Annotated in this window: 18 protein-coding genes, 1 tRNA gene and 1 pseudogene; 5 read left to right on the top strand and 15 right to left on the bottom strand. The window is 36.4% G+C overall.

What is annotated here, in order from left to right; genetic code table 11:
* Positions 1-210 precede the first annotated feature (210 nt).
* On the top strand, positions 211-1,092 hold the full coding sequence (locus BEN71_RS08220; protein WP_068974255.1) for a LysR family transcriptional regulator: 882 nt from the start codon (positions 211-213) through the stop codon (positions 1,090-1,092).
* Positions 1,093-1,206: 114 nt separating this feature from the next.
* On the opposite strand, the gene BEN71_RS08215 is transcribed toward BEN71_RS08220, so the two are convergent.
* The 8 genes from BEN71_RS08215 to BEN71_RS08180 all read right to left on the bottom strand — a co-directional run bounded on the left by BEN71_RS08215 (position 1,207) and on the right by BEN71_RS08180 (position 10,840).
* Positions 1,207-2,637, bottom strand: coding sequence for an NAD-dependent succinate-semialdehyde dehydrogenase (locus BEN71_RS08215; RefSeq protein WP_068974256.1), 1,431 nt, complete (start codon positions 2,635-2,637; stop codon positions 1,207-1,209).
* 64 nt (positions 2,638-2,701) lie between these two features.
* Positions 2,702-4,114, bottom strand: a complete 1,413-nt coding sequence (locus BEN71_RS08210; RefSeq protein ID WP_068974257.1) for an amino acid permease — start codon at positions 4,112-4,114, stop codon at positions 2,702-2,704.
* A gap of 105 nt (positions 4,115-4,219) precedes the next feature.
* The gene (locus BEN71_RS08205) at positions 4,220-5,626 is read right to left on the bottom strand and encodes an aspartate aminotransferase family protein (RefSeq protein WP_086322775.1); all 1,407 of its coding nucleotides are present in this window, start codon (positions 5,624-5,626) and stop codon (positions 4,220-4,222) included.
* Between the two features lie 130 nt (positions 5,627-5,756).
* Positions 5,757-6,899, bottom strand: a complete 1,143-nt coding sequence (locus BEN71_RS08200; protein WP_068974258.1) for a hypothetical protein — start codon at positions 6,897-6,899, stop codon at positions 5,757-5,759.
* A gap of 157 nt (positions 6,900-7,056) precedes the next feature.
* The gene (locus BEN71_RS08195) at positions 7,057-7,974 is read right to left on the bottom strand and encodes a helix-turn-helix domain-containing protein (protein WP_068974259.1); all 918 of its coding nucleotides are present in this window, start codon (positions 7,972-7,974) and stop codon (positions 7,057-7,059) included.
* A 298-nt stretch (positions 7,975-8,272) separates the two neighbouring features.
* Positions 8,273-8,349 (bottom strand) — tRNA-Val (locus BEN71_RS08190).
* Positions 8,350-8,392: 43 nt separating this feature from the next.
* A complete protein-coding gene (locus tag BEN71_RS08185; RefSeq protein WP_068974260.1) occupies positions 8,393-10,396 on the bottom strand; it encodes a transglutaminase family protein in 2,004 nt (667 codons plus the stop codon).
* 9 nt (positions 10,397-10,405) lie between these two features.
* A complete protein-coding gene (locus BEN71_RS08180) occupies positions 10,406-10,840 on the bottom strand; it encodes a DUF58 domain-containing protein (protein ID WP_227542666.1) in 435 nt (144 codons plus the stop codon).
* Positions 10,841-11,033: 193 nt separating this feature from the next.
* Here BEN71_RS08180 and BEN71_RS08175 point away from each other — a divergent pair, with 193 nt between their 5' ends.
* Positions 11,034-11,966, top strand: coding sequence for an IS5-like element ISAha3 family transposase (locus BEN71_RS08175; protein WP_039251835.1), 933 nt, complete (start codon positions 11,034-11,036; stop codon positions 11,964-11,966).
* Positions 11,967-12,187: 221 nt separating this feature from the next.
* Here BEN71_RS08175 and BEN71_RS08170 read toward each other — a convergent pair.
* From BEN71_RS08170 to efp, 5 genes and pseudogenes are all read right to left on the bottom strand, one after another.
* A pseudogene (locus BEN71_RS08170) lies at positions 12,188-12,470 on the bottom strand (DUF58 domain-containing protein); the annotation flags it as partial.
* Between the two features lie 12 nt (positions 12,471-12,482).
* Complete coding sequence (locus BEN71_RS08165; protein ID WP_068976018.1) at positions 12,483-13,442, bottom strand: AAA family ATPase; 960 nt, start codon at positions 13,440-13,442, stop codon at positions 12,483-12,485.
* Positions 13,443-13,726: 284 nt separating this feature from the next.
* Complete coding sequence (locus BEN71_RS08160; RefSeq protein ID WP_068976019.1) at positions 13,727-14,029, bottom strand: YbdD/YjiX family protein; 303 nt, start codon at positions 14,027-14,029, stop codon at positions 13,727-13,729.
* Positions 14,030-14,050: 21 nt separating this feature from the next.
* Positions 14,051-16,153 (bottom strand): carbon starvation CstA family protein, encoded by a 2,103-nt coding sequence (locus BEN71_RS08155; RefSeq protein ID WP_068976020.1) that lies wholly within the window; start codon positions 16,151-16,153, stop codon positions 14,051-14,053.
* Positions 16,154-16,547: 394 nt separating this feature from the next.
* The gene (gene efp, locus BEN71_RS08150; protein ID WP_068976021.1) at positions 16,548-17,117 is read right to left on the bottom strand and encodes an elongation factor P; all 570 of its coding nucleotides are present in this window, start codon (positions 17,115-17,117) and stop codon (positions 16,548-16,550) included.
* 323 nt (positions 17,118-17,440) lie between these two features.
* On the opposite strand from efp, the gene epmB reads away from it, so the two are divergent.
* From epmB to BEN71_RS08135, 3 genes are read left to right on the top strand one after another with little or no spacing between them, the layout of a single operon-like run.
* Entirely contained in the window at positions 17,441-18,457 is a 1,017-nt protein-coding gene (gene epmB, locus BEN71_RS08145) for an EF-P beta-lysylation protein EpmB (RefSeq protein WP_068976022.1), read from the top strand.
* A gap of 15 nt (positions 18,458-18,472) precedes the next feature.
* Positions 18,473-20,227: a GTPase gene (locus tag BEN71_RS08140; protein WP_068976023.1), complete on the top strand. Its 1,755-nt coding sequence runs from the start codon at positions 18,473-18,475 to the stop codon at positions 20,225-20,227.
* Entirely contained in the window at positions 20,209-22,464 is a 2,256-nt protein-coding gene (locus BEN71_RS08135; protein WP_068976024.1) for an EAL domain-containing protein, read from the top strand. Before BEN71_RS08140 ends, BEN71_RS08135 begins: the two co-directional genes overlap by 19 nt.
* Positions 22,465-22,623: 159 nt before the next feature.
* On the opposite strand, the gene rpmE is transcribed toward BEN71_RS08135, so the two are convergent.
* Positions 22,624-22,848 (bottom strand): 50S ribosomal protein L31, encoded by a 225-nt coding sequence (gene rpmE, locus BEN71_RS08130; protein ID WP_068976025.1) that lies wholly within the window; start codon positions 22,846-22,848, stop codon positions 22,624-22,626.
* A gap of 217 nt (positions 22,849-23,065) precedes the next feature.
* Positions 23,066-24,073 carry a bile acid:sodium symporter family protein gene (locus BEN71_RS08125; RefSeq protein WP_068976026.1) on the bottom strand — a complete coding sequence of 336 codons (1,008 nt, stop codon included), beginning with the start codon at positions 24,071-24,073 and terminating at the stop codon, positions 23,066-23,068.
* Positions 24,074-24,121 lie beyond the last annotated feature (48 nt).

Below are 24,121 nucleotides of genomic sequence, written 5' to 3'. Positions count from 1 at the left end.
GTTTTCCTCTGTCTTTTATATTTCATGAGAAATTCGAATGAGTGTTATATAAGCAAATTTTAATGTAAAGTAATACGCATTATTGAACAGCAATGTGTATTCAATTTGAATACAATCAAAAATTTTACATATTTATCAAACATAAAACACTTGCTCTTAATTGCAGATGAAATATGAATTTAAGAATTATTTTAAGGATTGAGTCTTTTTATGGATAAGTTAGATTGTATAAAGACTTTCTATCATGTCGTAGAGCATCAAAATTTTAGTAAAGCTGCTCGGGCTTTAAATATCAGCCGTGATTTGGTTGCAAAACGAATTAGCTATCTTGAAACACATCTCAATGCCACACTGGTATTGCGTACGACACGTAAAATGAATCTCACTGAAACAGGCGAGAAGTTTTATCAGCACTGTAAAATTATATTAAGTGAATATGAAATCGCTCAACTTGAAATTGTTCACGATCATTTTTATCCCGAAGGTTCACTTAAAATAAATGCACCCGCCTCATTTAGTCGTCATAAACTCAATCTCATAGTTTCTGAATTTATTCTCAGTTATCCTGATATTGAAATTGAATTGGCATTATCGGATGAGGTAAAGGACATTTATGATCATCATTATGATTTGACACTCAGAATTGGAACGACATTAAATGACAATTTTGAAAATATTATCCTGCAACAATTTAATTTAAACTTTTATGCAACGCCTGAATATTATAGAAAGTATGGCATTCCTCAAAAGCAGGATGAATTAATCAATCATCATCTGTTAATGTATTTTCACAATAAACCTGAGAATAAAATTTACCTAAGCCATCAGGGTGAACCTGTCACCCTGCACTGTTTTCCTAAATTTAAGTGTAATGATGGAGACTTCCTTGTCGACCTTGCTTTGCAACACCAAGGTATTGTCTATTTGCCAGAGTTCCTCGTCACACGATATATAGAATCTAAACAATTGATTAAATGTCTTGAAGATTATAAAAGTCAGATCCGTTATTTTTATGTAGCATGCCCCAAAAACCAAAAGTTATCGCGTAGGGCTCGTTTATTTGTAGATTTTCTTTCAAAAAAATTAAATTAATTTGAGATATTTTGAAATATAAAAAGCAGAATTTATTCAATTCTGCTTTTTATTATAAAGCATTAAGCTATTTTCAATCCCATCTTTTTTAAAAACCAATTATATTGAAATAACTTATGCAGACACCGTCACCAAACGTGTATCCAGATAAGCATTGATCGCTTCACTGCCACCTTCAGTGCCATAGCCCGAATCCTTAATACCGCCAAATGGAAGTTCTGGGAAAGACAAACCGATATGATTAATTGACAACATACCGCATTCGAGGTCACGCCCAAGCTCGATACACGTTTTATTATTTTGACTAAAAGCATAAGCAGCCAAACCAAATGGCAAGCGATTGGCTTCTTCAATTGCATCTGAATAGTCATCAAAAGAATTACAAATAACAATCGGTCCAAACGGTTCACTGTTCATACACTGGGCTGTTAATGGAACATCTTTGAGTACAGTAGGCTGGAAGAAATAACCCTCGCCCTGTATTTGTTCTCCTCCACAGACCAATTTCGCACCATGATGCAATGCATCAGCAACGATTGATTTTAAATTACCATAAGCCCGACTATGAATCACGGGGCCAATATCTGTACTTTCATCTAAGCCATTTCCAACTTTTAAAGCTTTGACAAGCTGGGCAATTTTTTCAACAACTTGCTCATAAACTTCTTTTTCGATCAAAAAACGAGTCGGTGAAATACACACTTGCCCAGCATTTCTAAATTTAAAATTAATGACCTGATGAAGTGCTTTATCAATATCGGCATCTTTAAAAATCAACACAGGCGCATGACCACCTAGCTCCATGGTCACTTTTTTCATGTGCTTGCCTGCAAGTGAAGCAAGTTGTTTTCCAATCGGTGTTGATCCAGTAAACGATATTTTCTTGACCTTTGGATGTTCAATCAAATACGTCGAAATCTCTTGCGGATCACCAAAAACCAAACTAATCACACCTGATGGAAGCCCTGCATCATGAAAAGCCTGTACCAATTGCGCAGGTGATGCAGGCGTTTCTTCTGGACCTTTTACAATGATTGAGCATCCTGCTGCTAATGCGGCAGAAATTTTCCGAACGATTTGATTAATTGGGAAATTCCATGGGGTAAATGCTGCCACGATTCCTACAGGAACTTTTAATGTATAAGACAATACATCATGACTACGTGAAGGGATCACTTGACCATAACTTCTCACGGCTTCAGCAGCAAACCAATTGATAATATCGGCAGCAGATAAAACTTCAATTTTTGATTGTTTGAGTGGTTTGCCTTGCTCCAGAGTCATTGTCCGAGCAATACCCTCAACGCGTTCACGTAAAAGATCCGCAGCTTTATTTAAAATCTTTGCCCGTTCCAATGCAGGGGTCGATTTCCAGACTTTAAAACCATGTTCTGCACTTTCTACTGAAGCTTGTAGGTCGATTAATGACGCTTTCGATACTTCTCCAATAATTGACTCATTTGCAGGATTTAACACTGAAATTGCTTGATCAGTTTTTGATAATTTCCAATCACCATCAATATATAGCTTTGTATTTGTGTACATTTTCATTACATCCTAATATTAATTTTTTATTCCGAAATATTTTTTGAGATAAAACGATTTATGTTTATGAAAACTCAGTGATCACAGGTGGCTTTGCGACCTTTGATTTTATTTGTTTAATAATACCGACCATTGCAATCCCTGCCATGGTCATTGCTGTAGAACCAACCAATAAGCGATACTCTTCAATAAACAACATACCAATCAAGAATAGGATAATGAAAACAATCACAGCCCAAGTCAGCCAAGGATAAAGCCACATTTTAATTTCGAGTTCTACACCTTTGGCTTCAAGTTGTTTACGCATCTTTAACTGAGAGCATGCGATAACCAGATAAATCAGTAATCCAATTGCACCCGTTAAATTCATCAAAGTGATCAGCATATCTTTTGAAGAAAAAGCAGGGTTTAGATTGATCAGGGAAAATGTAACCGCAATGACACTTGTTGCCAGTACCGCAGCGATTGGAACACCCGTTTTCTGAGTTGTCTTCTTTAAAATTGCAGGTGCATCACCACGTAAAGCAAGTGAATAAAGCATTCTTGAACCTGCATAATGCGCAGAAATCAAGCAACTACTGAGTGATGTTAACACCACGATATTCATTAAAGTTTGAGCACCTGGAATACCAATGATTTCTAATGCTCTGCGATAAGCACCATAGCCTGATTGACCTAATAACGGATCATTCCAAGGTACGATACAGATCAAGAAGAAGATTGAACCGATATAAAAGATACAAATACGCCAAACAATGGTTTTATTGGTCTTTTTGATTTCACGCGCTGGATTTTCAGTTTCAGATGCAGCAATCGTAGCAATTTCAGCACCAACAAAGGCGAACATCACTCCCAATACAGCACCAAATACGGGAGCAATTCCATTCGGCATAAAGCCTTGAGCTGTAAAATTACTAATTCCATGTGGGGCTTCAATATTATAAATATTAAATACAACCAAGAACCCGAGTGCAATAAAACTGACAATGGCAATCACTTTGATCAACGCAAACCAAAATTCAAATTCACCATAATTTTTCACGTTAAAGAAGTTAACGACCAATAGAGCCAGTGTCACAATGAGTACAAACCAATTGGAACTGATTGCGGGGAAAAACACATTTAAAATATTCCCAGCGACAAAGGCTTCCCAAGCCATGACCGTCCCCCAAAACAACCAATACATCCAACCAATGGTAAAACCTGCCCAGCGACCAATTGATTTATCAGCATAAGTTGAAAAAGAGCCTGTGTCTGGTGTTGCGACAGCCATTTCACCCAACATACGCATGATTAATAAAAGAATTAACCCACCGAGAATATAAGCTAGAATTGCAGCTGGTCCAGCACTGTGAATTACACTCCCCGAACCAACAAAAAGTGTTCCGCCAATAACGCCAGCGATAGACATCATGGTAATATGCCGAGATTTTAACCCTGTTTTTAAATCACTCACTTTTTCTTCAATTAAACTCATTTTAACATTCCTTATTAAAATCAATAATACAATCCCTATGCGCTGATGAAATCGTTGATTTTCATGTTACGCATACGAACTGATTGAGTTACCGTTTGTGATTATTTATTCAAAAGTTTGACGCCAGTTATAGGTATCTTTAAGTGCTTTCTGCAAAAGATTGACCATTTCATCGATCTCTTCATCTGAAATGATAAGAGGTGGACATAGTGCAATTACATCTCCAATATTACGAATGATTAAGCCATGCTCATGTGCACGTGCACAGAAATAACGCCCAAGTTTTCCAGCAGTTTCAAATGGTGCTTTACTGGTTTTACAATCAACTAATTCAATGGCACCAATTAAGCCTACTCCGCGAATTTCTCCGACTAAATCATGATTTTCCAATGCTTTTAGATTGTTAAACATTCTTGAACCGACACGACGCGCTCGCTCAACCAAGCCCTCTTCCTCAATGATTTTTAAATTTTCCAATGCAACTGCAGCTGCAACTGGATGCCCGCCCCCTGTAAAGCCATGTGCAAATGCGCCATATACAGAGGTTTGTTCAGCAACATGTTGGAAAATTTCTTCATTAATCATCAACGCTGAAATAGGTTGATATGACGATGAAAGCTGCTTAGAAACCACCAACATATCGGGTTTGATATTGAATGTTTCAGACCCGAACATTTGCCCTGTACGACCAAAGCCACAAATCACTTCATCTGCAATCACAAGAATGTCGTAACGTTTACAAATTTCTTGCATTTTTTCCCAATAGCTCTTTGGTGGAACGATTACACCACCTGCACCCATCACAGGTTCGCCAATAAATGCCGCGATAGTTTCAGGACCTTCCGCAAGGATCAAGTCTTCAAACTCTTGTGCTAAACGATCAACAAACTGCTCAACAGACTCACCTTCCAATGCTTCACGATAATAATTCGGGCATGTTAGATGATGAAAACCTTTCAACGGTAAATCAAAACCTTTATGAATCGTTGGGATACCCGTCAAACTTGCTGAAACAGTGGTGATACCGTGATATGCATTTTTACGAGAAATAATTTTTTTCTTTTGAGTATTGCCTTTTGCATTTTGGTAATACCAAACCAGTTTAATCGCTGTATCATTGGCTTCAGAACCAGAGTTTGCCAAAAAGACTTTACTCATTGGCACAGGTGACATTTCAATTAATTTTTCTGAAAGTTCAATACTTGGCAAAACTGCTTTATGTGAAAACTGATGATAGAACGGCAAAGTATTTAACTGTTTCACAGCAGCATTAATTAAGCGTTGATTATTAAAACCAACTGCAACACTCCACAGCCCTGCCATACCTTCTAAATATTTTTTACCATAAATATCATAAACATAAATACCTTCACCTCTTTCAATAATAAATCCACCTTGCTCAAGGTTGGCTTTAGCATCGGTAAAAGGATGAAATTGAACTTTTTTATCCAGTTCTTCAAAATTATTTGCACGTTCATTGATTGAAATACAATTTTGTAGTTGTGAATTCATTTTTAACTCCTGATATAAAAGTCATTGTGTTATTCAATCACTTTTATAAAACATCCTTGATTTATACTGTTTCAACACTATTGCATAACTCAGATTTGACTAAATATCCAAAAAACGAACATTCGCTCAGTTAAAAATGGTATAAAAAATTAATCTTGGTCAGATTCCCTTTTGCATCATCCCCTTTCGCTAAATCGTATTTTCCACCACCGATTGAAGGATCATTTTTGCCGATAACTTGTTCCGCAGCGATCTCAAACTTATCCTTGATCAAAGACACCCCAAAAATATTTCGACTTGAATTGTTATCATTATTTTCTTTCTTATACTGACTCAACATTCCATAAATACTTACATTATCAAATACATAAAACTGACCAAATTTATAATTAACATCCAATGTATAAAAATTTCCGTCATTCGCAACAGTATATGTGTCATCAAACGAGCCCATCACTAAGCCATTTTTACCCAAACCATTTATTCTTTGCTGACCGACTGTGAGCATCACTGCTAGGTTTTTATAGCTTAAATTTCCAAATACAGCCCAAGCATTTCGATCACCATCTTGATTTGAAAAATCATCCTCGATTGTGGAAGATAAAAAAGAACCACCTAATATTAGGTTAGTATTTTCATGATTTAATTCAATTTTCCTATCCAGTGAAATACTCAGTATATTTTTCTCACTCAGATTCATTTGAACGTCATCATTTGGTTCTGACTGAACAAAGTTAGAGGTATATCGTGCTGCGTCTCTACTATGTCCAAAATAGCGACCACCATCGGAATAAAAATATCCTAAATTTAAATTATTGTTATCAAAGAAGTTCAATGAATAATTAAGCCCAAGATTATGAATATCGGCTAAACCGACTTGAGAAACAATTCCACCATAATAATTACTCTCCCAAAAACGACTAGGTCCAAATACAACAGGTTGGATACCAAATTTTAAAGAATTTTGTGAATGAAAATTGTAGCCGACATAAGCGTCAACCAAAGCAGAAAAGTCACATAAGGTTTTGAATTGATAACAACGATATTCTAAGCCACCAAAAACATCTTCTTTATTATATTTAACATTTAACTTAAGTGCATCAAATGTAAGTTTTTCATCATTGCTAGAGTAATCTTTCAGTTCGTATTTCGCACGTGCAAATCCCGAAATTTTTAAACTTTCATTCTGTGTGGCTGCTTCATCGAGATCTTGAGCAAAAGCACTTAGACTTGATATGAGTGGAAGGATGCCCATTAAAAGAATTTTATTCATTTGTATCACCTTTAAGATATTGAATTAACTTCAAAATTGAAGTCCAATATCTCTAACAGCTAATACAAAATTCCAATATCCAAATTACGAATACTCAATAAAAGCTTTATCTTCAAGGTATTTAAATCAATGCATCTACACGTGAAAATTGCATAAATCATTTCAATGATTTTGCTAAATCTCTCGCTGTTTGACTGGGATATTCTAAAAAAAGTTGCTTATATTCCGCTGAAAAGCGCCCAAAATGATTGAAATCATGATCTAAGGCGATGTCTGTTATTTTTAAATCATTCGATGTTAATAATTGCTTTCTCACTTGATTCAATTTCGCAATTTTCAACCATTTTAATGGTGAGATCCCAAGGACTTCTTTAAATGCTAACTGCAAAATTCGGACACCTACATTTGAGAACTGACATAATGATTCTAAATTCATCGAACTCACACCAGATTCCAATGCACCATAACACGCATCATTCACGATCTTTTTTCGATCCGATTTCCAGTAATTAATTTTATTCGGCTCAATAGGTGCATTTAATGATAATAAAATTTCATCTAATATTTGCCTACTTGCTTGCGAATAAAACTGCTCACCTAAATCATCACCTTTGAGTAATTGTAAGGCTGTTTCTATGCAATCTTGAGTTAAATGAATGCCTAGATTCTTTTTAGGCAAATCTATAAATCCTAATTTTTCGGCACGTTCATTTAACTTATTTTGGCAAATATCGAGAACTAGAAGATCTGAACTGAGATTGGTTAATAAGTGATATTTTGATTTAAAATTCATTAAACCTTGACCATTTTGCAAACTTTTGCGCCAATCTAAATATTCTAATTTACACTGATTGAGTGACACTGAAACCGCAAATGTATCTGGTGGTGGTGAAGTCATTTGCTGAACGGACATGTTCATTTTTTCACGGAAAATATTTAAACCTTCGACTTCAATTTCCGTAATTGAACCTTCAAATTTTCCTGATGATATTTGTACATATTTTTGATCCCATCGTCCAAGTGTATCAATATGGTCTAAGACTTGATTCGTCGATTTAACTTTTAATTGTGGCATTATTCTTCCCTCGAGTATTTCTTATATAAGCAAATATCATTCCAGAAAATTACGCTTAATGAGCATCCTAGCTTGGAAGTAAAATACAATGATTTAATGCGAAATTCAAATCTAGCGACTTAAGTCTAAATATATTTAAAATTATTAAAAATCAAATAATTACTAAAAAATAATAATCTCTATCAAATTATTAAATAGTGTAAAGCATCATTATTATTGACATGATATTGTTCGCAATAAAAAAGGGCTTTAAGTCATTGTGATAACTTAAAACCCTTATGCCATAAGGCATGAATCTTGGTAGGTTTAACCAGATTCGAACTGGTGACCTCTACGATGTCAACGTAGCGCTCTAACCAACTGAGCTATAAACCTGAAGTGCTGAGAATATTATCATTTTTTTATAATATCTCAAGGGTTATTTTCTTTGCTTTAATGCGTCAGCACATTCTTTGAGCAAAAACTTAAATTTTTGAATATCTTGCTGATTTTTAGTCGGTAAATAAACGATATTTTGGAAAATTTGATTGGCTTGTTCAAAACAATCCTGTTGCCCTGTATGTTGAGATAAACGCTTCATCCATTGTTGGAAGGTTTCAGATTGCGCTTTTTGATAATCAGGCTCTAGATTTTGATTAAAATTCAACATGATCTGTTCAAATGCTGACAATTGCTGACGATGATAAAATTTGCTTATTCCCCAATACATAGCCAATAAGCCTAAAATACCGAATATAAGCACAAGCCCATAACTATACGATGAATCTAGCCCTAATTTTTTCATCCAACTATTTTGCTTATCTGTATCATAGCCAACGACCTTACTTTGCCATTGATAGCTGGCGTAATCACTCCAAATTCTCAATGTTCTTAATACAGATAACTGTTGTAACCTTAAGTTTGAATATGTTGCATCACCAAAAATTGCAATATTGTCACGCATCATATTTTGCATGCCTTGATTCAAACGCATTGGCGCAATCATTGCCGTTGGATCAATACGATGCCATTGTCCATCTTGATACACCTCTGCCCAAGCATGTGCATCAAGCTGACGCACCTCCCAACTTTGACCATCAGGTGCCAACTCACCACCTTGATAGCCTGTGACAACACGTGCAGGAATACCCGCATAGCGCATCAACATGACAAAGCTAGATGCATAGTGTTCACAAAAACCTTGTTTAGACTGAAATAAAAATGCATCTATGCGATTGCTGCCGAGTGTTCCAGGGCTAAGTGTGTAGATAAATTGTTCTTGCTTATACCAATTTAGAATATTTTGAATATAAATATGCGGATTCGATTGACTCTGCTGAAACATTTTTAAGGCAAATTGTTGTGCTTGACGATCACTATTTTGGGGATAATTCAGATTATTTTTAAATAGAAATTGAGCAGATTTTTCATCTACAACATCACGAACTTGATCACCAATCCATTGTAATTGAATCGGTTGAGTACGCTGCACCAATCTTCTTGGTGTAATCGACCAATCTTGATGTAAATTAAAGCGTTGCTCAACAGGTATAGATTTGTCTAAACCAGTGATCCATTGCTGAGTCGGATCAGTCGCTAAATATTGGTAATGAATGCCATCTACTTGACCTTGTATATTTGTCAATGATTTAGGTTGCTTATTTGTACCATCACTTGTCCAAGTGATTCCATCATAATGATCTAGAACTAGTGCTCGCCAATAGAGTTGATCTCGTTTTGGCAACTGTTGCATATCACCAATAATACGAAATGCTAAAGCGCTCGATTGTGAAAGTTCCGCGATATCACCAGGCGACATGGTATCACTCAGACCAGTTGTCGCCTTATTATTCGGAATTGGGATTTGCCAAAGCGGTGGCAAACGTGGAAAAAACATAAACAATAAAATAAAAAACGGTAAGGCTAAACCAATAAACTTCACGATATGCAAGGAATCAGATTTCAATGACTGAAATACAGGTTGTTGAATATCGAAATGTGCTGTTTGAACACGGTATAAACCGACCAAACAACTGATCAGACAACACAGAACCAGAAGTGCCATCCAAAAAGCTTGGCTATGTAGAAATAAACATGCACTGACGAATAAAGCAAAATTAAACAGGATGATAAAATCACGTTTATTCTTCGTTTCTAATGCTTTAGCAAATAAAAATGTAGACAGTACAGCTGTCCCAGCTTCTACACCTAAAAATGTTTTTGCATCAAAGTAAATAATGACCAATGCCAAAAAAGCAAAGATAAGTTTTGGATATTTAGGAAAACCTATAAGCGCATGTTGATTATATTTATAATAATAAAATCCTAATCCAATCAGGTTGATTAAAAATAAAATGGATAATGCTATAGGTATAAATGCAATTTGAGCAAGCCAAATTAAGCTCAAAGCAAGTAAAATTGAGATTTGTATAGAACGATACATCTGCAAACCTCAAGCCTGTGCCAAAAGTATTTTGACATGATTATAGTGACTTAGACCGACGCCATTTTCAGTTTGTGCATAAGGAAGAATGACACAATATGGTGTCTGAACTTGCTCACATTGATCAACCAATTCCATCATAAAACATAGCTTTTCTTCATGATCTGCACTGGGCATTTTGGCGTAATCGATATAGACCGAATGTGCATCAACCAAATCTTCAAATTGCTTTACAAATAAACCTTGCCCACGCGATGCATGCTTCCACGAAATACTTTGCAAAGAATCTCCTAATTTAAAATTTCGAAGTTCTTTAAACTCGTCATAATCAGGTTCACCCGTATTTGAGGAATGATTAAAATTTAATGCTAGAGGTTTTGCTTCAGGTGCAATCCAATAACTTTCTGTTAAATAAATATATGTCCATGCCCGAACCAAACCCAACGGATAGGTTGAGAAAATTTGAATCGCAGGAACTTTAAATTCTCCACGTTGTTTGGGAATAAACTTTAACTCGACAATTTTCTGCTTTTCCGCAAAAAGTTCAGATTGAATTCTCTCATCGACTTTTTTAGTGTTGCTTGGCTTTGTTGCACAAAGCTATTCTTGAGGGCTTCTTTAGCAATATAATTTCCAGATGAAGAAGCCTGCACCTAAAACTTACCGTACAACCAATTGGTCCTCGTATAACCAAGCTTTAATCAAGCGAGGAAATATTTCAATCTGGTTTGATCCTAAGACGCAATGGTATGCACAACCACAAGGCAAGCAAGGACGAAATCAAACTTATTCCGATACAGCGATTCAATGCTGTTTAATGATCAAATCTCTATTCCGTCTTTCTTTACGTATGGTTACTGGCTTTGTTCAAAGCCTGATTAAACTCTGTGGCTTGAATTGGACAGCACCAGATTACTCCACCCTTTGTAGACGACAAAAGCATATTGATATTGCGATAAGCTATCAGAAAAGTCATGATGGGTTACACCTACTTGTCGACTCTACGGGTTTAAAGTTTTTAGGTGAAGGCGAATGGAAGCGTAAAAAACATCAGCCTGAATACCGTCGGCAATGGCGTAAACTGCATATTGGTATAGATGCTGAAACACTGCAAATACGTGCCGTTCAGCTTACTACAAATAATGTCAGTGATTCACAAGTACTAGGTGATTTACTGGATCAAATTCCACTAGATGAGCGAATAGATTCTGTCTATACCGATGGCGCGTACGACACGAAGTGCTGCAGAAAAGTGATTTCAGATCGTCAAGCACATGCAGTAATTCCACCCAGAAAGAATGCCAAGCCCTGGAAAGATTCTAAAATAAGTTCAATAGAACGAAATGAGTTACTTCAAACGGTTAAACATTTAGGCAGAACCCTATGGAAAAAATGGTCGGGTTATCACCGTCGTAGTTTGGTGGAAACCAAGATGCATTGCATCAAATTATTAGGAGATAAGCTGACGGCAAGACATTTTCAAAGTCAGGTCAATGAAATTCATGCGCGTGTGGCAGTTCTGAATAGATTTACGGAATTAGGTAGACCTCACACCCAAGTTGTCACTTAAATTTGAATGGATTGGGGAAAACTCAGCTTTTGAATGTTTATGCAACAAAGCCGTGTTGCTTTTAAAAGGTTTGGTTTTAGAACGATTTAAACTAACACTCGTTTCTGTTAAATCAGTTGAAATTTGCGAATCAAACTGTTCTATTTCTTTGATTTTAAAGTTGAGAAATTTCGGTGTTGCCTTTGCTTGTTGCAGAATAACTTTCACTGTAAAAGCTTCATTCACTCGCCCAACTTCATCTGCAATGACTTGTATTGTCACAGCATGTAATTGTTTAAAACTCAGGTAAAAACTGATACATAGAATCGCGCTAATTAAAAAACAGAAAGCCAAGATTAGATTATTTGCATAATTAATCCCTGCAATAAAAGTAATTAGAATCAGGACTAGATACAAAAAGCCTTGTTGGTAAATAAAAACCAAGACTTCATTTTGTTTCAGCGTACGAATACTGGTATAACGAAAACGAAGATGTAGCCATTTTTCAAAGCGTTGACGTAGCATAATGATGCTCCATTAACCCTTAACTGCAACTTTTTGCATCAACGCAAAACTTTCGGACTCACCTAAACCAATACGGTGAGATACCACAGCGACAAAGACTGCTTGTATATCATCTGCAATGACAAAGTTACGTTTTTCAATCAAGGCATAGGCTTGAGCTGCTTTCTTTAAAGCCAATACACCTCGAGTAGACAATCCATGACGACCTTTGCGAGTTTCTTCTGCTAAATCAAGGATATAATCCAAAATTAAATCATTCATCGTAATTTGATTAACATTACTTTGTAATTGCAAAATTTCTTGCTGTTCGAATATTGCTTTTAAATTTCCAATCAAATCATGACGTGAACTTTGTTGTAAGAGCTGTTTTTCTGCTGTTCGTGATGGATAACCAAGTGACAAACGCATCAGAAAGCGATCAAGTTGGGATTCAGGTAAACTGTATGTTCCACTTTGGAACAATGGGTTTTGTGTTGCGATCACCCAAAATGGCTTAGGCAATTCATAACGCGTTCCATCTACAGTGACATTCCCCTCCTCCATGGCTTCTAGAAGCGCACTTTGGGTTTTGGGGCTACAGCGGTTGATCTCATCAGCAAGTAAAATTTGCGTGAAAATAGGGCCATGTTTAAATTCAAATTGATGTTCTTTCTGATTAAACATATTGATACCGATCACATCACTTGCCAGCATGTCATTGGTAAATTGGATACGTTGAAAATCCAAACCTGCAAGATGTGACAAACTACTTGCCAATGTCGTTTTCCCCAAGCCTGGCAAATCTTCAAACAGTAAATGCCCGCCAGCTAACAGACTGCATAATGCGAGTTTAGTTTGCTGTTCTTTATCTAAAATAATTTGGTTGATTTTCGTTAAAAATTCATCAATTTTTGGGTAATAGGCAGCTAAATCTGAATATTCATTGGCATTATTTTGTTCCGACACTTTTTGCGCTGTTGTTCCCCAAATCACGTTTTTATTCCCCAATAAAAATTTTAAGCAATTTGATTAACATACACGGTTTTAAGGAATACTCAAAGCAAATACAAGGGCTATTTCTATTTTACACTTTTGATATATAGCTTAATACATTTGAGCCATAGGTTGACATTGTAGCGGTCAAAAATAAATATCTTCACTTAGGTAACAGGCTTTCCCAATATACCAATCAGTTTATCAATAACACCCAAAATAAATAAATTTCAATAAAAAAAACGGCATCCTAAAATGCCGTTTTTTGTCTATTCAAATGTCAATTAACACGGACACTTCTTCAAGCCGCCTTTCGCAGATGGATAACGTGCATCGACACAATAGCGATGAAAAGTCTTTTCATCCATCACATCAAGATCAGGATGGTTTTTTTTCATGTGTTCCAAATAGTTCTGATAATCTGGAACACCCACCATCAAACGGAAACTTTGCTGTAAACGCGTCCACAGCGTCGCAATACGCGACCAATTTTTAGGATTAAAAATCAGTTCTTTTTGCGACATGATGGTCATCTTGATGATTTTATAAATCACCGTCTTTCCACCTTTGGCGAATTTAAGATTCATCTTACTCACCTCTCAAACCGATTAATGTTTTGCTGAAGTTACAATAGTTTCTTCAGGATCTGCATAAACTGCTGGAGCTTCATTTACAGTTGGTGTAGGGCTTGCTAAAGCACGACGAATCACACCAATCGCTGCAATCACCATAATAATTGCCACAATCATAAAGAATGCACAAAGTGCGGCATTAATTTGATTGGACAAAACAATAGTTTGCATCTCTTCAAGCGTTTTCGCAGGTTTTAAAATCTCACCTTTGGCAATCGCAGCAGAGAACTTATCCGCTTGTGCAAGGAAACCAATCTTTGGATTTGAATGGAATATTTTTTGCCAGCCCGCTGTCATACAGGTAATGAATAAGAAAACCGTAGGAACAATTGTCACCCACACATATTTCTCTTTCTTCATCTTGAATAAAATGACTGTACCGAGAATCAATGCCATTGCTGCCAACATCTGGTTACCGATACCAAATAGAGGCCATAAGCTATTGATACCACCCAATGGATCAACGACACCTTGGTATACAAAGAAGCCCCAACCTGCAACAGCAACAGCCGTACCGATTAAATTACCGACAAAGTTATGCGAGTTTTTAAGCGCAGGAATAACAATACCAACAGTATCCTGAACCATGAAACGGCAAGCACGTGTACCCGCATCTACAGCAGTTAAAATGAATAATGCTTCAAATAAAATTGCAAAGTGATACCAAAATGCCATCATTGAGCGATTGTTGAAAATCTCAGTGATGATATGTGCCATACCAATTGCAAATGTTGGTGCACCACCAGTACGAGAGAGAATCGTAGATTCACCTACTTCTTTTGCAAGTAATGACAATGACTCTGGTGTTACCACAAAGCCTAAAGTACGTACTGCTTCTGCTGCACTTTCAACTGTTGTTCCTAATACTGCTGCTGGCGCATTGATTGCAAAATACACACCTGGCTCAAGTACTGTTGCACAGATCATTGCCATAATTGCAACAAATGACTCCATCAACATACCACCATAACCAATAACACGAATATTGGCTTCGTTATCTACTAGTTTTGGTGTTGTACCTGAAGATACCAATGCGTGGAAACCTGAAATCGCACCGCATGCAATGGTAATGAATAAGAATGGGAACATTGAACCTGCAAATACAGGGCCAGTACCGTCAACAAAATGAGTTACCGAAGGCATTTTGAGCATTGGCATTGCAACCATGATACCCACTGCTAGACCAACGATCACACCAATTTTCAAGAATGTCGATAAATAATCTCGTGGTGCAAGCAATAACCAAACGGGTAATACTGAAGCAACAAAACCATAAATGATCAGCGCCCAAGTCAACTCTTTACCAGTCAAAGTAAAGAATGGTCCCCAATAAGGATGTGCAGCAATATCACCACCATAAATAATGGCAGCCATCATCAGTACAAAACCGATGATTGAAACTTCAGCAATTTTTCCTGGGCGTATAAAACGCATATACACACCCATGAATAAGGCAATCGGTATTGTCGCTGCAATACTAAATACACCCCATGGACTATTGGTCAGTGCCTTAACAACAACAAGCGCTAATACAGCAAGGATAATGATCATTACCCCCAAAGCACCTAGCATTACGATGACACCGGCGAATGAACCAAGCTCTTGCTTCGCCATTTCACCTAAAGAGCGCCCATCGCGACGTGTTGAAATGAACAATACTAAAAAGTCTTGAACAGCACCTGCCAGTACAACCCCGACCAAGAGCCAAATTGTACCTGGTAAATAACCCATTTGCGCCGCAAGGATCGGACCAACTAATGGACCTGCACCTGCAATGGCTGCGAAATGGTGACCGAATAACACATATTTATTGGTGGGAACATAATCCAAACCATCTGCTAAACGATGTGCAGGTGTTAGGCGTCTTGAATTAAGCTCAAAAACTCGAGTTGCGATAAATAAACTGTAAAAGCGATATGCAATGCTATATACACAGACTGCGGCAAGCACCAGCCAAACGGCATTTACATGCTCCCCTTTACTGACCGCAAGTATCCCAAATGATACTGCGCCAATGATGGCGACAATCACCCAAACCAGTTTTGATAAGGGTGATGATTTTGATTGAATATTTTCCATTAAAACCTCACATCTTGATTACAAAAAGCAGTTCCATTGTTTTTATAAAGCGTAATGCATTTCCGTGTGACTCTTTCCCTGTGGACTCTACTCCTCATATATTTATTTTCATCTAAGACTTAAGCAGTAAAACTGGTTTGAATATGTACGTTTAACGTGACATCACAATGACCTCAGTCTGAGCATTGTATTCTTTTAATTAAATCGTTTTAATATTCAGACTATTTGACTCTACTATTATTCACCTAGCGTCGATCTACGACTTTAGTCTATAACTCTATTTTTTTTGTAAAAATTACATTTCTATAAAAATTTTCTATTTTTATTATGTTTTTATCCAAAAAAAAGGATAGCTTTCGCTATCCTTTGCATCATCATTTTATATCAAAAATGATTAAGCACGTTCTAAATAATCGCCAGTACGAGTATCTACACGAACGCTTTCTTCTTGTTGAACGAATAATGGAACACGTACAACAGCACCAGTTTCAAGTTTAGCTGGTTTACCGCCACCGCCAGAAGTATCACCACGAACACCTGGATCAGTTTCAACGATTTTTAAAACAACGAAGTTTGGTGGATTCACTGTTAATGGAACACCATTAAACAACATGATTGTACATTTTTCGTTAGAATCATCTTTTAACCATTTCGCAGCATCACCCATTGCAGTTTTATCCGCTGCAATTTGCTCGAAAGATACAGGATCCATGAAGTTCCACATTTCACCATCGTTGTAAAGGTAATCCATTTCAACTTCTACAATATCAGCAGCTTCTAAAGAATCACCTGATTTGAAAGTTTTTTCGAGAACTTTACCAGACTTAAGATTACGTAGTTTTACGCGGTTAAATGCTTGACCTTTACCTGGTTTTACATATTCGTTTTCCATGATTGAACATGGGTTACCATCCAGCATAACCTTTAGGCCAGCTTTGAAATCGTTTGTAGAATAATAGGCCATGAAAGGCTCACTCCGAACTTACTAATTTAAATCTCTACTGAGATACTGCAAAAAATCACCCGATCTATCACAATACAAAAACATCAGCGTAGAGAATGTATTTTACGTTTTTCGTATTCTAAATGAGCAATACATCGTGAAGCAATGAAAAATTACCCCGGATTGGTCAGATTGAGGGTAAAATCTCCGATTCATTGGCTTTAGTCTCAGTTAAACACGATGAATCTATAAATTAAATCAGCTTAATGACTTGATTCAGACCTGTTTAAAAATTTCTTCGTGACGAAAAGCAATTCCCATATTTTATTTTTATCATAGATGGCATGTTGAATTACCTTTATCAAGAGCAAAACTGGCAAGCTCAAATGAGTGACCTCATTACAGATCCCCTTGAACTATTAGAAGTACTCGAACTTTCAGTAGATCAGCTATTGTCAGGTGCGATTTTGGCATCGCAACAATTTAAATTACGTGTGCCACGTGCTTTTGTGAAAAAAATGGATATTGGCAATCCTTTGGATCCCCTGCTTCTGCAAGTTTTACCACATCACTTAGAACTGGAAGAACATGAAGGCTTTGTAACTGATCCTTTAGGTGAAGAGCAAGCCAATCAGATTCCAGGCGTCCTACATAAATATAAATCACGTTTTTTACTGACCTTAACAGGTGCATGTGCTGTTCATTGTCGTTATTGTTTCCGCCGTCATTTTCCTTATCAAGAAAATCTACCCAAAAGTGAAGATTGGCTTAACATCAAAAATTATTTAGAAGCACATTCTGAAATTAATGAAGTGATCCTCAGTGGTGGTGACCCTTTAACTTTATCTAATCGTAAATTAGCACTTTGGATAGAACGTCTAGAATCTCTCAAACAAATTAAAATCTTGCGAATTCATTCACGTGTTCCGATTGTCATTCCTGAAAGAATCGACGAAGAACTGGTTTCTTTATTGAAAAACAGTAGGCTACGTGTAATTCTAGTGGTACACTCAAACCATCCTGCTGAGTTAGATGATTTGACCTGTTCGAAGCTATCCTACTTAGCAAAACAAAATATTCTTGTGTTGAATCAGGCTGTTTTACTGAAAGGTGTGAATGATTCTGCACAAACTTTAGTTGATTTAAGTCAGCGACTTTTTGAAGCACAAATTTTACCTTATTATCTGCATGTTTTAGATAAAGTAAAAGGTGCACATCATTTTGATTTAGGGGCAGAAAAAATTGATCACATTTATAAGGAAGTCTTAGCGAACTTACCTGGCTATCTAGTGCCAAAACTAGTACGTGAGGTTGCGGGAGAAAATAATAAGACACCGCTATTTGGAGTCACAACCTTTTAAGAGTTGAAAATACTCATGATAAATAAAGAAATTTCTGAAATTTTTCAAAATATCACGGTTTTACAAAGAGACAAGTTGAGTTTTGCTGATAGTTCAGTAGAGTCTGTCACTGCTTGGGTTGCGACATTATCAATCATGCAACTCGGGGATACATCTCAGTCTGTCTTGCAAGCGATTTGTGAGATTAGTGAATTGAATTGCAGTGAAACTCTGCGCTTTGATCTGATTCAAATCTTACATCCAATTACAGAAAGTATTTTATCCAGCTTAGAAAAAAATATTTTAAATCAAGGACTTTCTCAGTCTGAAAGACTTGATCATATTGTTGATTTATCGTCAAGAATTCGTACTTATTTTACCAATGTTTATATCAACATTGTACAACGTAGCCACCAAGAACTTACTTCAAATAAACTTTCATTTTTTAACTTTAAGCAAAAACGTAATCTAAAAACAGCACGTACACTTGCGACTTTTTATGCCCTAGAACAACTCGGTTTGTTATTGATTCAGCAACAAATGATTTATAGCGGACGCTTAACACATCAGTGGTTAGCGACGCATCACCTTTATGAACTTGCAGTTAAAAACCAAGAACACAATATCAATATAAATCAGCTACAAGGTACACATTTTACCATTCAAAATATTCAACAAGCCTATGCGCAAGTATTGTTGTTGGATATTTTTAATACGCATCAGATTCGTCCAACAGAGACCCAAGCACTGTATCAATGTACTTTTGATTGGGTGAAATTGGTTCAAGTATTACCTCGTGAAACCATGCTTTCTCGTTATATCGTCGATGGTTCTAAAGACGTTCCTCCGATCTATAATCGCAAACAACATGTTAATTTTCATACCAGTTTATATATTTCAACCCAAAACTTACTCGAACACGTAAACTCAACTATTCATAGAGAATCTGAGTACTTATCTAAAAATGAGCAGCTTTACTTATCTGCTGCGCTTAAATTTCACGTTCAAAATGTTTTGGGAACAACCACAGAACGTCAACATGAGCGTTATGAATATTCTGCGCAACTACAAATGTGTTTCAGCATACCAACAGCGCATTTTTATTTATCAAAAGCAAAAAACTTTGCCGAAACTTTAAATTTAAATAACAATTACGGACTCCAATCTGAGTCAAATAAGCATTCATCTATTGCTTCGGGTTCTGACGTCGCTTCAAACTTTAGTGATATTAAACATTTAGACCGTGAAGCAAAGCAAATATATCAAGCACAAGTCCTTGACATCAGTATGAATGGCTATCGAATTCGTTGGGACAATGTGGCCCCTAAAAGTTTAAGAACCGGTGAGTTCATTTTAATCAATGAAAGCCTAAATAATAAATGGAAAGGTGCGATCATTCGTTGGATTAAACAATCTGTCAACAAAACGTATGAAGTTGGTTTAGAGGTATTGGCTCAAGACATTTATCCTTGCGCTGTCAAAGTACCTGCCGATCGGTCGACTGTAAATTTTCACCCCTGCCTAATGGTGATCGTACAAAATTTAAACGAATCTGATATTTCAATCATTTTGCCAAACTTACCTTTTTTCAAAGAGCAGCAAGCCATTTATTTGCGCTTAGAAACAGAAGAAATTAAGGTTTATTTAACGAAAACACTGTTAATTACTCAAAGTTTTGCTCAATATGAGTTTGAACTCATGAATGATGAACAGAATCATTTGATTGAACAATTCATTCAGAAACAATCAACCAATTTGAATAATCAAGATGTATGGGAAGCCTTGAAGTGAGAAATTTATTACTATCGAAGAAACTAAAACTCTCTGAAACTCGATTGCTCATTATTGATGACAACCAAATTCGTTATAATGAAATCATTGAGTTATTTCAAAGTAAGAATCATCAAGTCCAAGCACTCTTGCTCGATGAATTGAAAAGTTTCGAGAAGCAACTCAATACAACTTGGGATCTCATCATTTTTGGCCGTGCTTACGATATTAAAATTGAACAAGCGATCACCCTAATTCAAGCATCTTCTGAAGTTGATATTCCTGTTTTATTTTTAAAACCTGAAGATTATCAACCAGAACAGTATCTCTCATATATCCAAAAAGGCATTTATGATGTCGTAAATCTTGAATATACTGAGCGTTTTTATGTCAGCCTTATTCGAGCTTTATCTTATAGTCGAACGCAACAGACAAAGAACCACCTTTTAAATGACCTTGAAAATGCAAAAAATCAAGCCCAAGCGCTGGTTGAAGAACAACACAAAGCTGTTGCGATTATTCAAGAAGGCATCCATACCGAAGCCAATGCTGAATACTTAAAACTATTCGGCTTAAGTGATGAATCTGAACTGATTGGATTACCACTCCTAGATATTTTAAAGCCTAAAAATCTCAATGATTTCAAACAACGTTTTAGAAAAATAACTCAAGGTCAATTTGAGTTTGCACGTTTTGAAATTGACACACTAAATGAAAATGCCAAAACAGAGAATCCGCTAAAAATTGAGTTTTTACCCACAAATGAGAATGACAGCATTCAAATTGCGATTGAAACGAATACTGTAGCTCAAAAGTCGACAACTCAATCGTCTGACCTTCCAAAAAAAGGGCTATCATCAATCGCTAGTAGTTTTCAACACATCCACTATTCACTCATTAATCAACCAGCAAAATCAAATGCTTTGATTATATTTAGCTTTGCCAGTTGCCCCGATCAAGTGCTGAATGCCAATTGGCAAACTGCTTTCGAATATTTAAAAGGTTTTAAGAACTTCATCAAGGAACAAACTAATACTACAGTTCATCAAATTGATATGATGATCTATGCTGTCGTATTACAAGCAGAATCTGATGCTATTTTAGTATCTCGTATCCAAGGCTTACAAGCTTTAGAAAAGCCACAATTGCTTGAGCTTAATGGCACAACATATCCATTAAACATAAAAATTGGCTATGCAAATATTCAACAAGATACTTTTATAGAAGCAAATTTTGAAGCACTTTTAGCACAAGCTTATGACCAACGTTTAAATAAAACAAACTCCGTTTTAGACCAACAGCTGAGCGCAACATTACAAGAAACAAAAATTGAGTTAGCTGTCGTTGAGCCTAAACTTTCAATCGAACCACAGTCTGAACAAGTTCAACCGATCTCCTATGAAACCAGCTCTTTTGAACTTGAACCTAAAGCGCATGTGCAAATAGCCGATGCGCCTATTGAGTCCAATGAAAAGCCTACTCAAGCAAGCCCTATTTTCAAAACTTCACCAGTTTTAGAAAAAATTTCGCAATCACTTGAAAAAGGCGAAGTTAAATTAAAATACCAACAACTCTACGATAAAGAAGATAGTAATCTAAACACCTATGAAGTTAGCAGCGGTTTTATCTTTGAAAATCAGTGGAAAAAAGTAAGTAATCTTGTTGAATTAGATGATGATATTGAATTATCGATTAAACTAGATCGTTGGATTTTGGTTGAAGCATGTAAACAATTACATAATTTTATTACCCAATACCCAGAAGCAAAATTAATTGTGAATTTAAATCGTCATGTCTTATTCCATGATAAACAATTCCCTGAACTAATTTCTAAACTTTTAACCATAGTTGGAAGCCGCCAATCGCATCCATTGATCTTACAGTTTGATGAAGAAGATATTGCGAAGAGTGTCATTGAGTCACAAAAGCAAATTCAGGTACTCCGTAATCACGGCGCTGAAATTTCAATTCGTCGTTTTGGTGCCAGTATTTCAAGTGAGTCAATTTTAAAACAAATTGATGTAAACTTATTAACACTTGATGAATCATTTACTGAAAAGTTAAATACCGACAAAGGTATGACCGAATTCCAACACACATTGGAAAGATTCCATGCGATTAAACCCGTTGAAATGTTATTGAAAAATTTAAATGATATGGGATCTTTTGCCAATGCTTGGAATGTCGATGTCCGTTTTCTGCAAGGTGAATATTTCCAGAAAAAACTGGATCATTTAACTGACGTTCAAGACCAATAACCCACAACTATAAGTAGCACTGTGCTTAACGCAACACCCTCTTTTCAGATTTGAATCGAGGGTATTTTTTCATATTATTAAATTTCATATATTCATATAGTTATTCGAATTTCAGGTATAAAAAAACGGGCTAAAGCCCGTTCTTTTTTGTTTTGGGTATTAACGTTTAACAGAACGTGACATACCAGCAAAACGTTGTTTGAATTTATCGATACGACCGCCAGTGTCTACATTCTTTTGTTTACCAGTATAGAATGGGTGGCAAGCTGAACATACGTCTAGGTATACAGTTTCTTTACCTAAAGCTGAACGAGTTTCGATAACGTTACCACATGAACAAGTAGCAACTAAAGTTTCATATTTTGGGTGAATATCGGCGCGCATGGTCGATTCTCCTAAGTTAAGAAAGGTTTAGCTGTCATCGCAATTGATCACTCTCAAAATGAGGAAATAAGCGATTCATTTAAATCATTCATATTTAAATAAATCTGCAGATCAACACCACAACAGACCATTTCTTTTGAGCCCACCGAGACTATAAGTGTCAGAGCTAAGCACAACAAGTGGGCATTATTATACCCACTTTTTTGCAATAATGCGACTAATCTAAGACAGAATCTTCCTGAATTTTGACATTTTCATGATCTTGCTTAGACCAATAGTTTGCAATAACGCCACAGACCATCAATTGGATTTGATGGAAGATCATAATTGGCAAAACAATCATACCAATCGGCTGTCCGATAAATAAAATCTGTGCCATAGGAACACCGCTTGCCAATGTTTTCTTCGAACCACAGAAGAAAATAGCAATCTGATCAGGCTTATTAAAACCCAACCATTTCGGGATATACAATGCCAACAACATGATGATCGTCAAGAAGACTGAACACGCCAAAGTCAAGTAAATCAAAGTTGTCCAACTCACTTGATGCCATAAACCTGCAACGACTGCACCACTAAAAGCACCATAAACCACCATCAAAATCGTACCTTGGTCAAAAGTTCTGACGATACTCGGTACTTTCTGCATCAATGGAAATACATAAGGTCTTAATAACTGCCCTGCGATAAAAGGCACAAGCAACAATAAGGTAATTTCGATAATCGATGATGTCGGATCATAATCATGTTTAGATTGACCAAAAATAAACAGACTCACCATCACAGGGGTGATGAACATCCCAATTAAGTTGGAAAACGAAGCACTACACACGGCTGCTGCAACATTCCCTCGTGCAACGGATGTAAATGCGATTGAAGATTGCACTGTCGATGGCAAAAAGCACATAAACAAGAAACCCCAATAAAGCTCTTGCCCAAGCAAAGGCAATAAAACAGGTTTAGCCAACAAACCTATGATTGGAAATACCGCAAATGTAAATGCAAAAACGACTGCATGTAGTTTCCAATGCAAGACACCCTCAATGATTGCTTCACGAGATAACTTAGCACCATGTAAAAAAAACAACACTGCGATTGCAATCGTGGTTATTTTCCCAAAAATGTCAGCAGCTTGCCCATGCACAGGTAGAAATGTTGCTAAAACCACCATTACAATCAGCAAAATTGTGAAGCGATCTAAAGCAAGCATTTTTAATACATTCATATTAAGCATCCTATCTTTTGAATGAAATAAAAGCTTTTAAAAAAGCCC

This window comes from Acinetobacter wuhouensis, assembly GCF_001696605.3.
GTDB lineage: Bacteria > Pseudomonadota > Gammaproteobacteria > Pseudomonadales > Moraxellaceae > Acinetobacter > Acinetobacter wuhouensis.
This window is presented reverse-complemented; position numbering and strand designations above follow the sequence as displayed.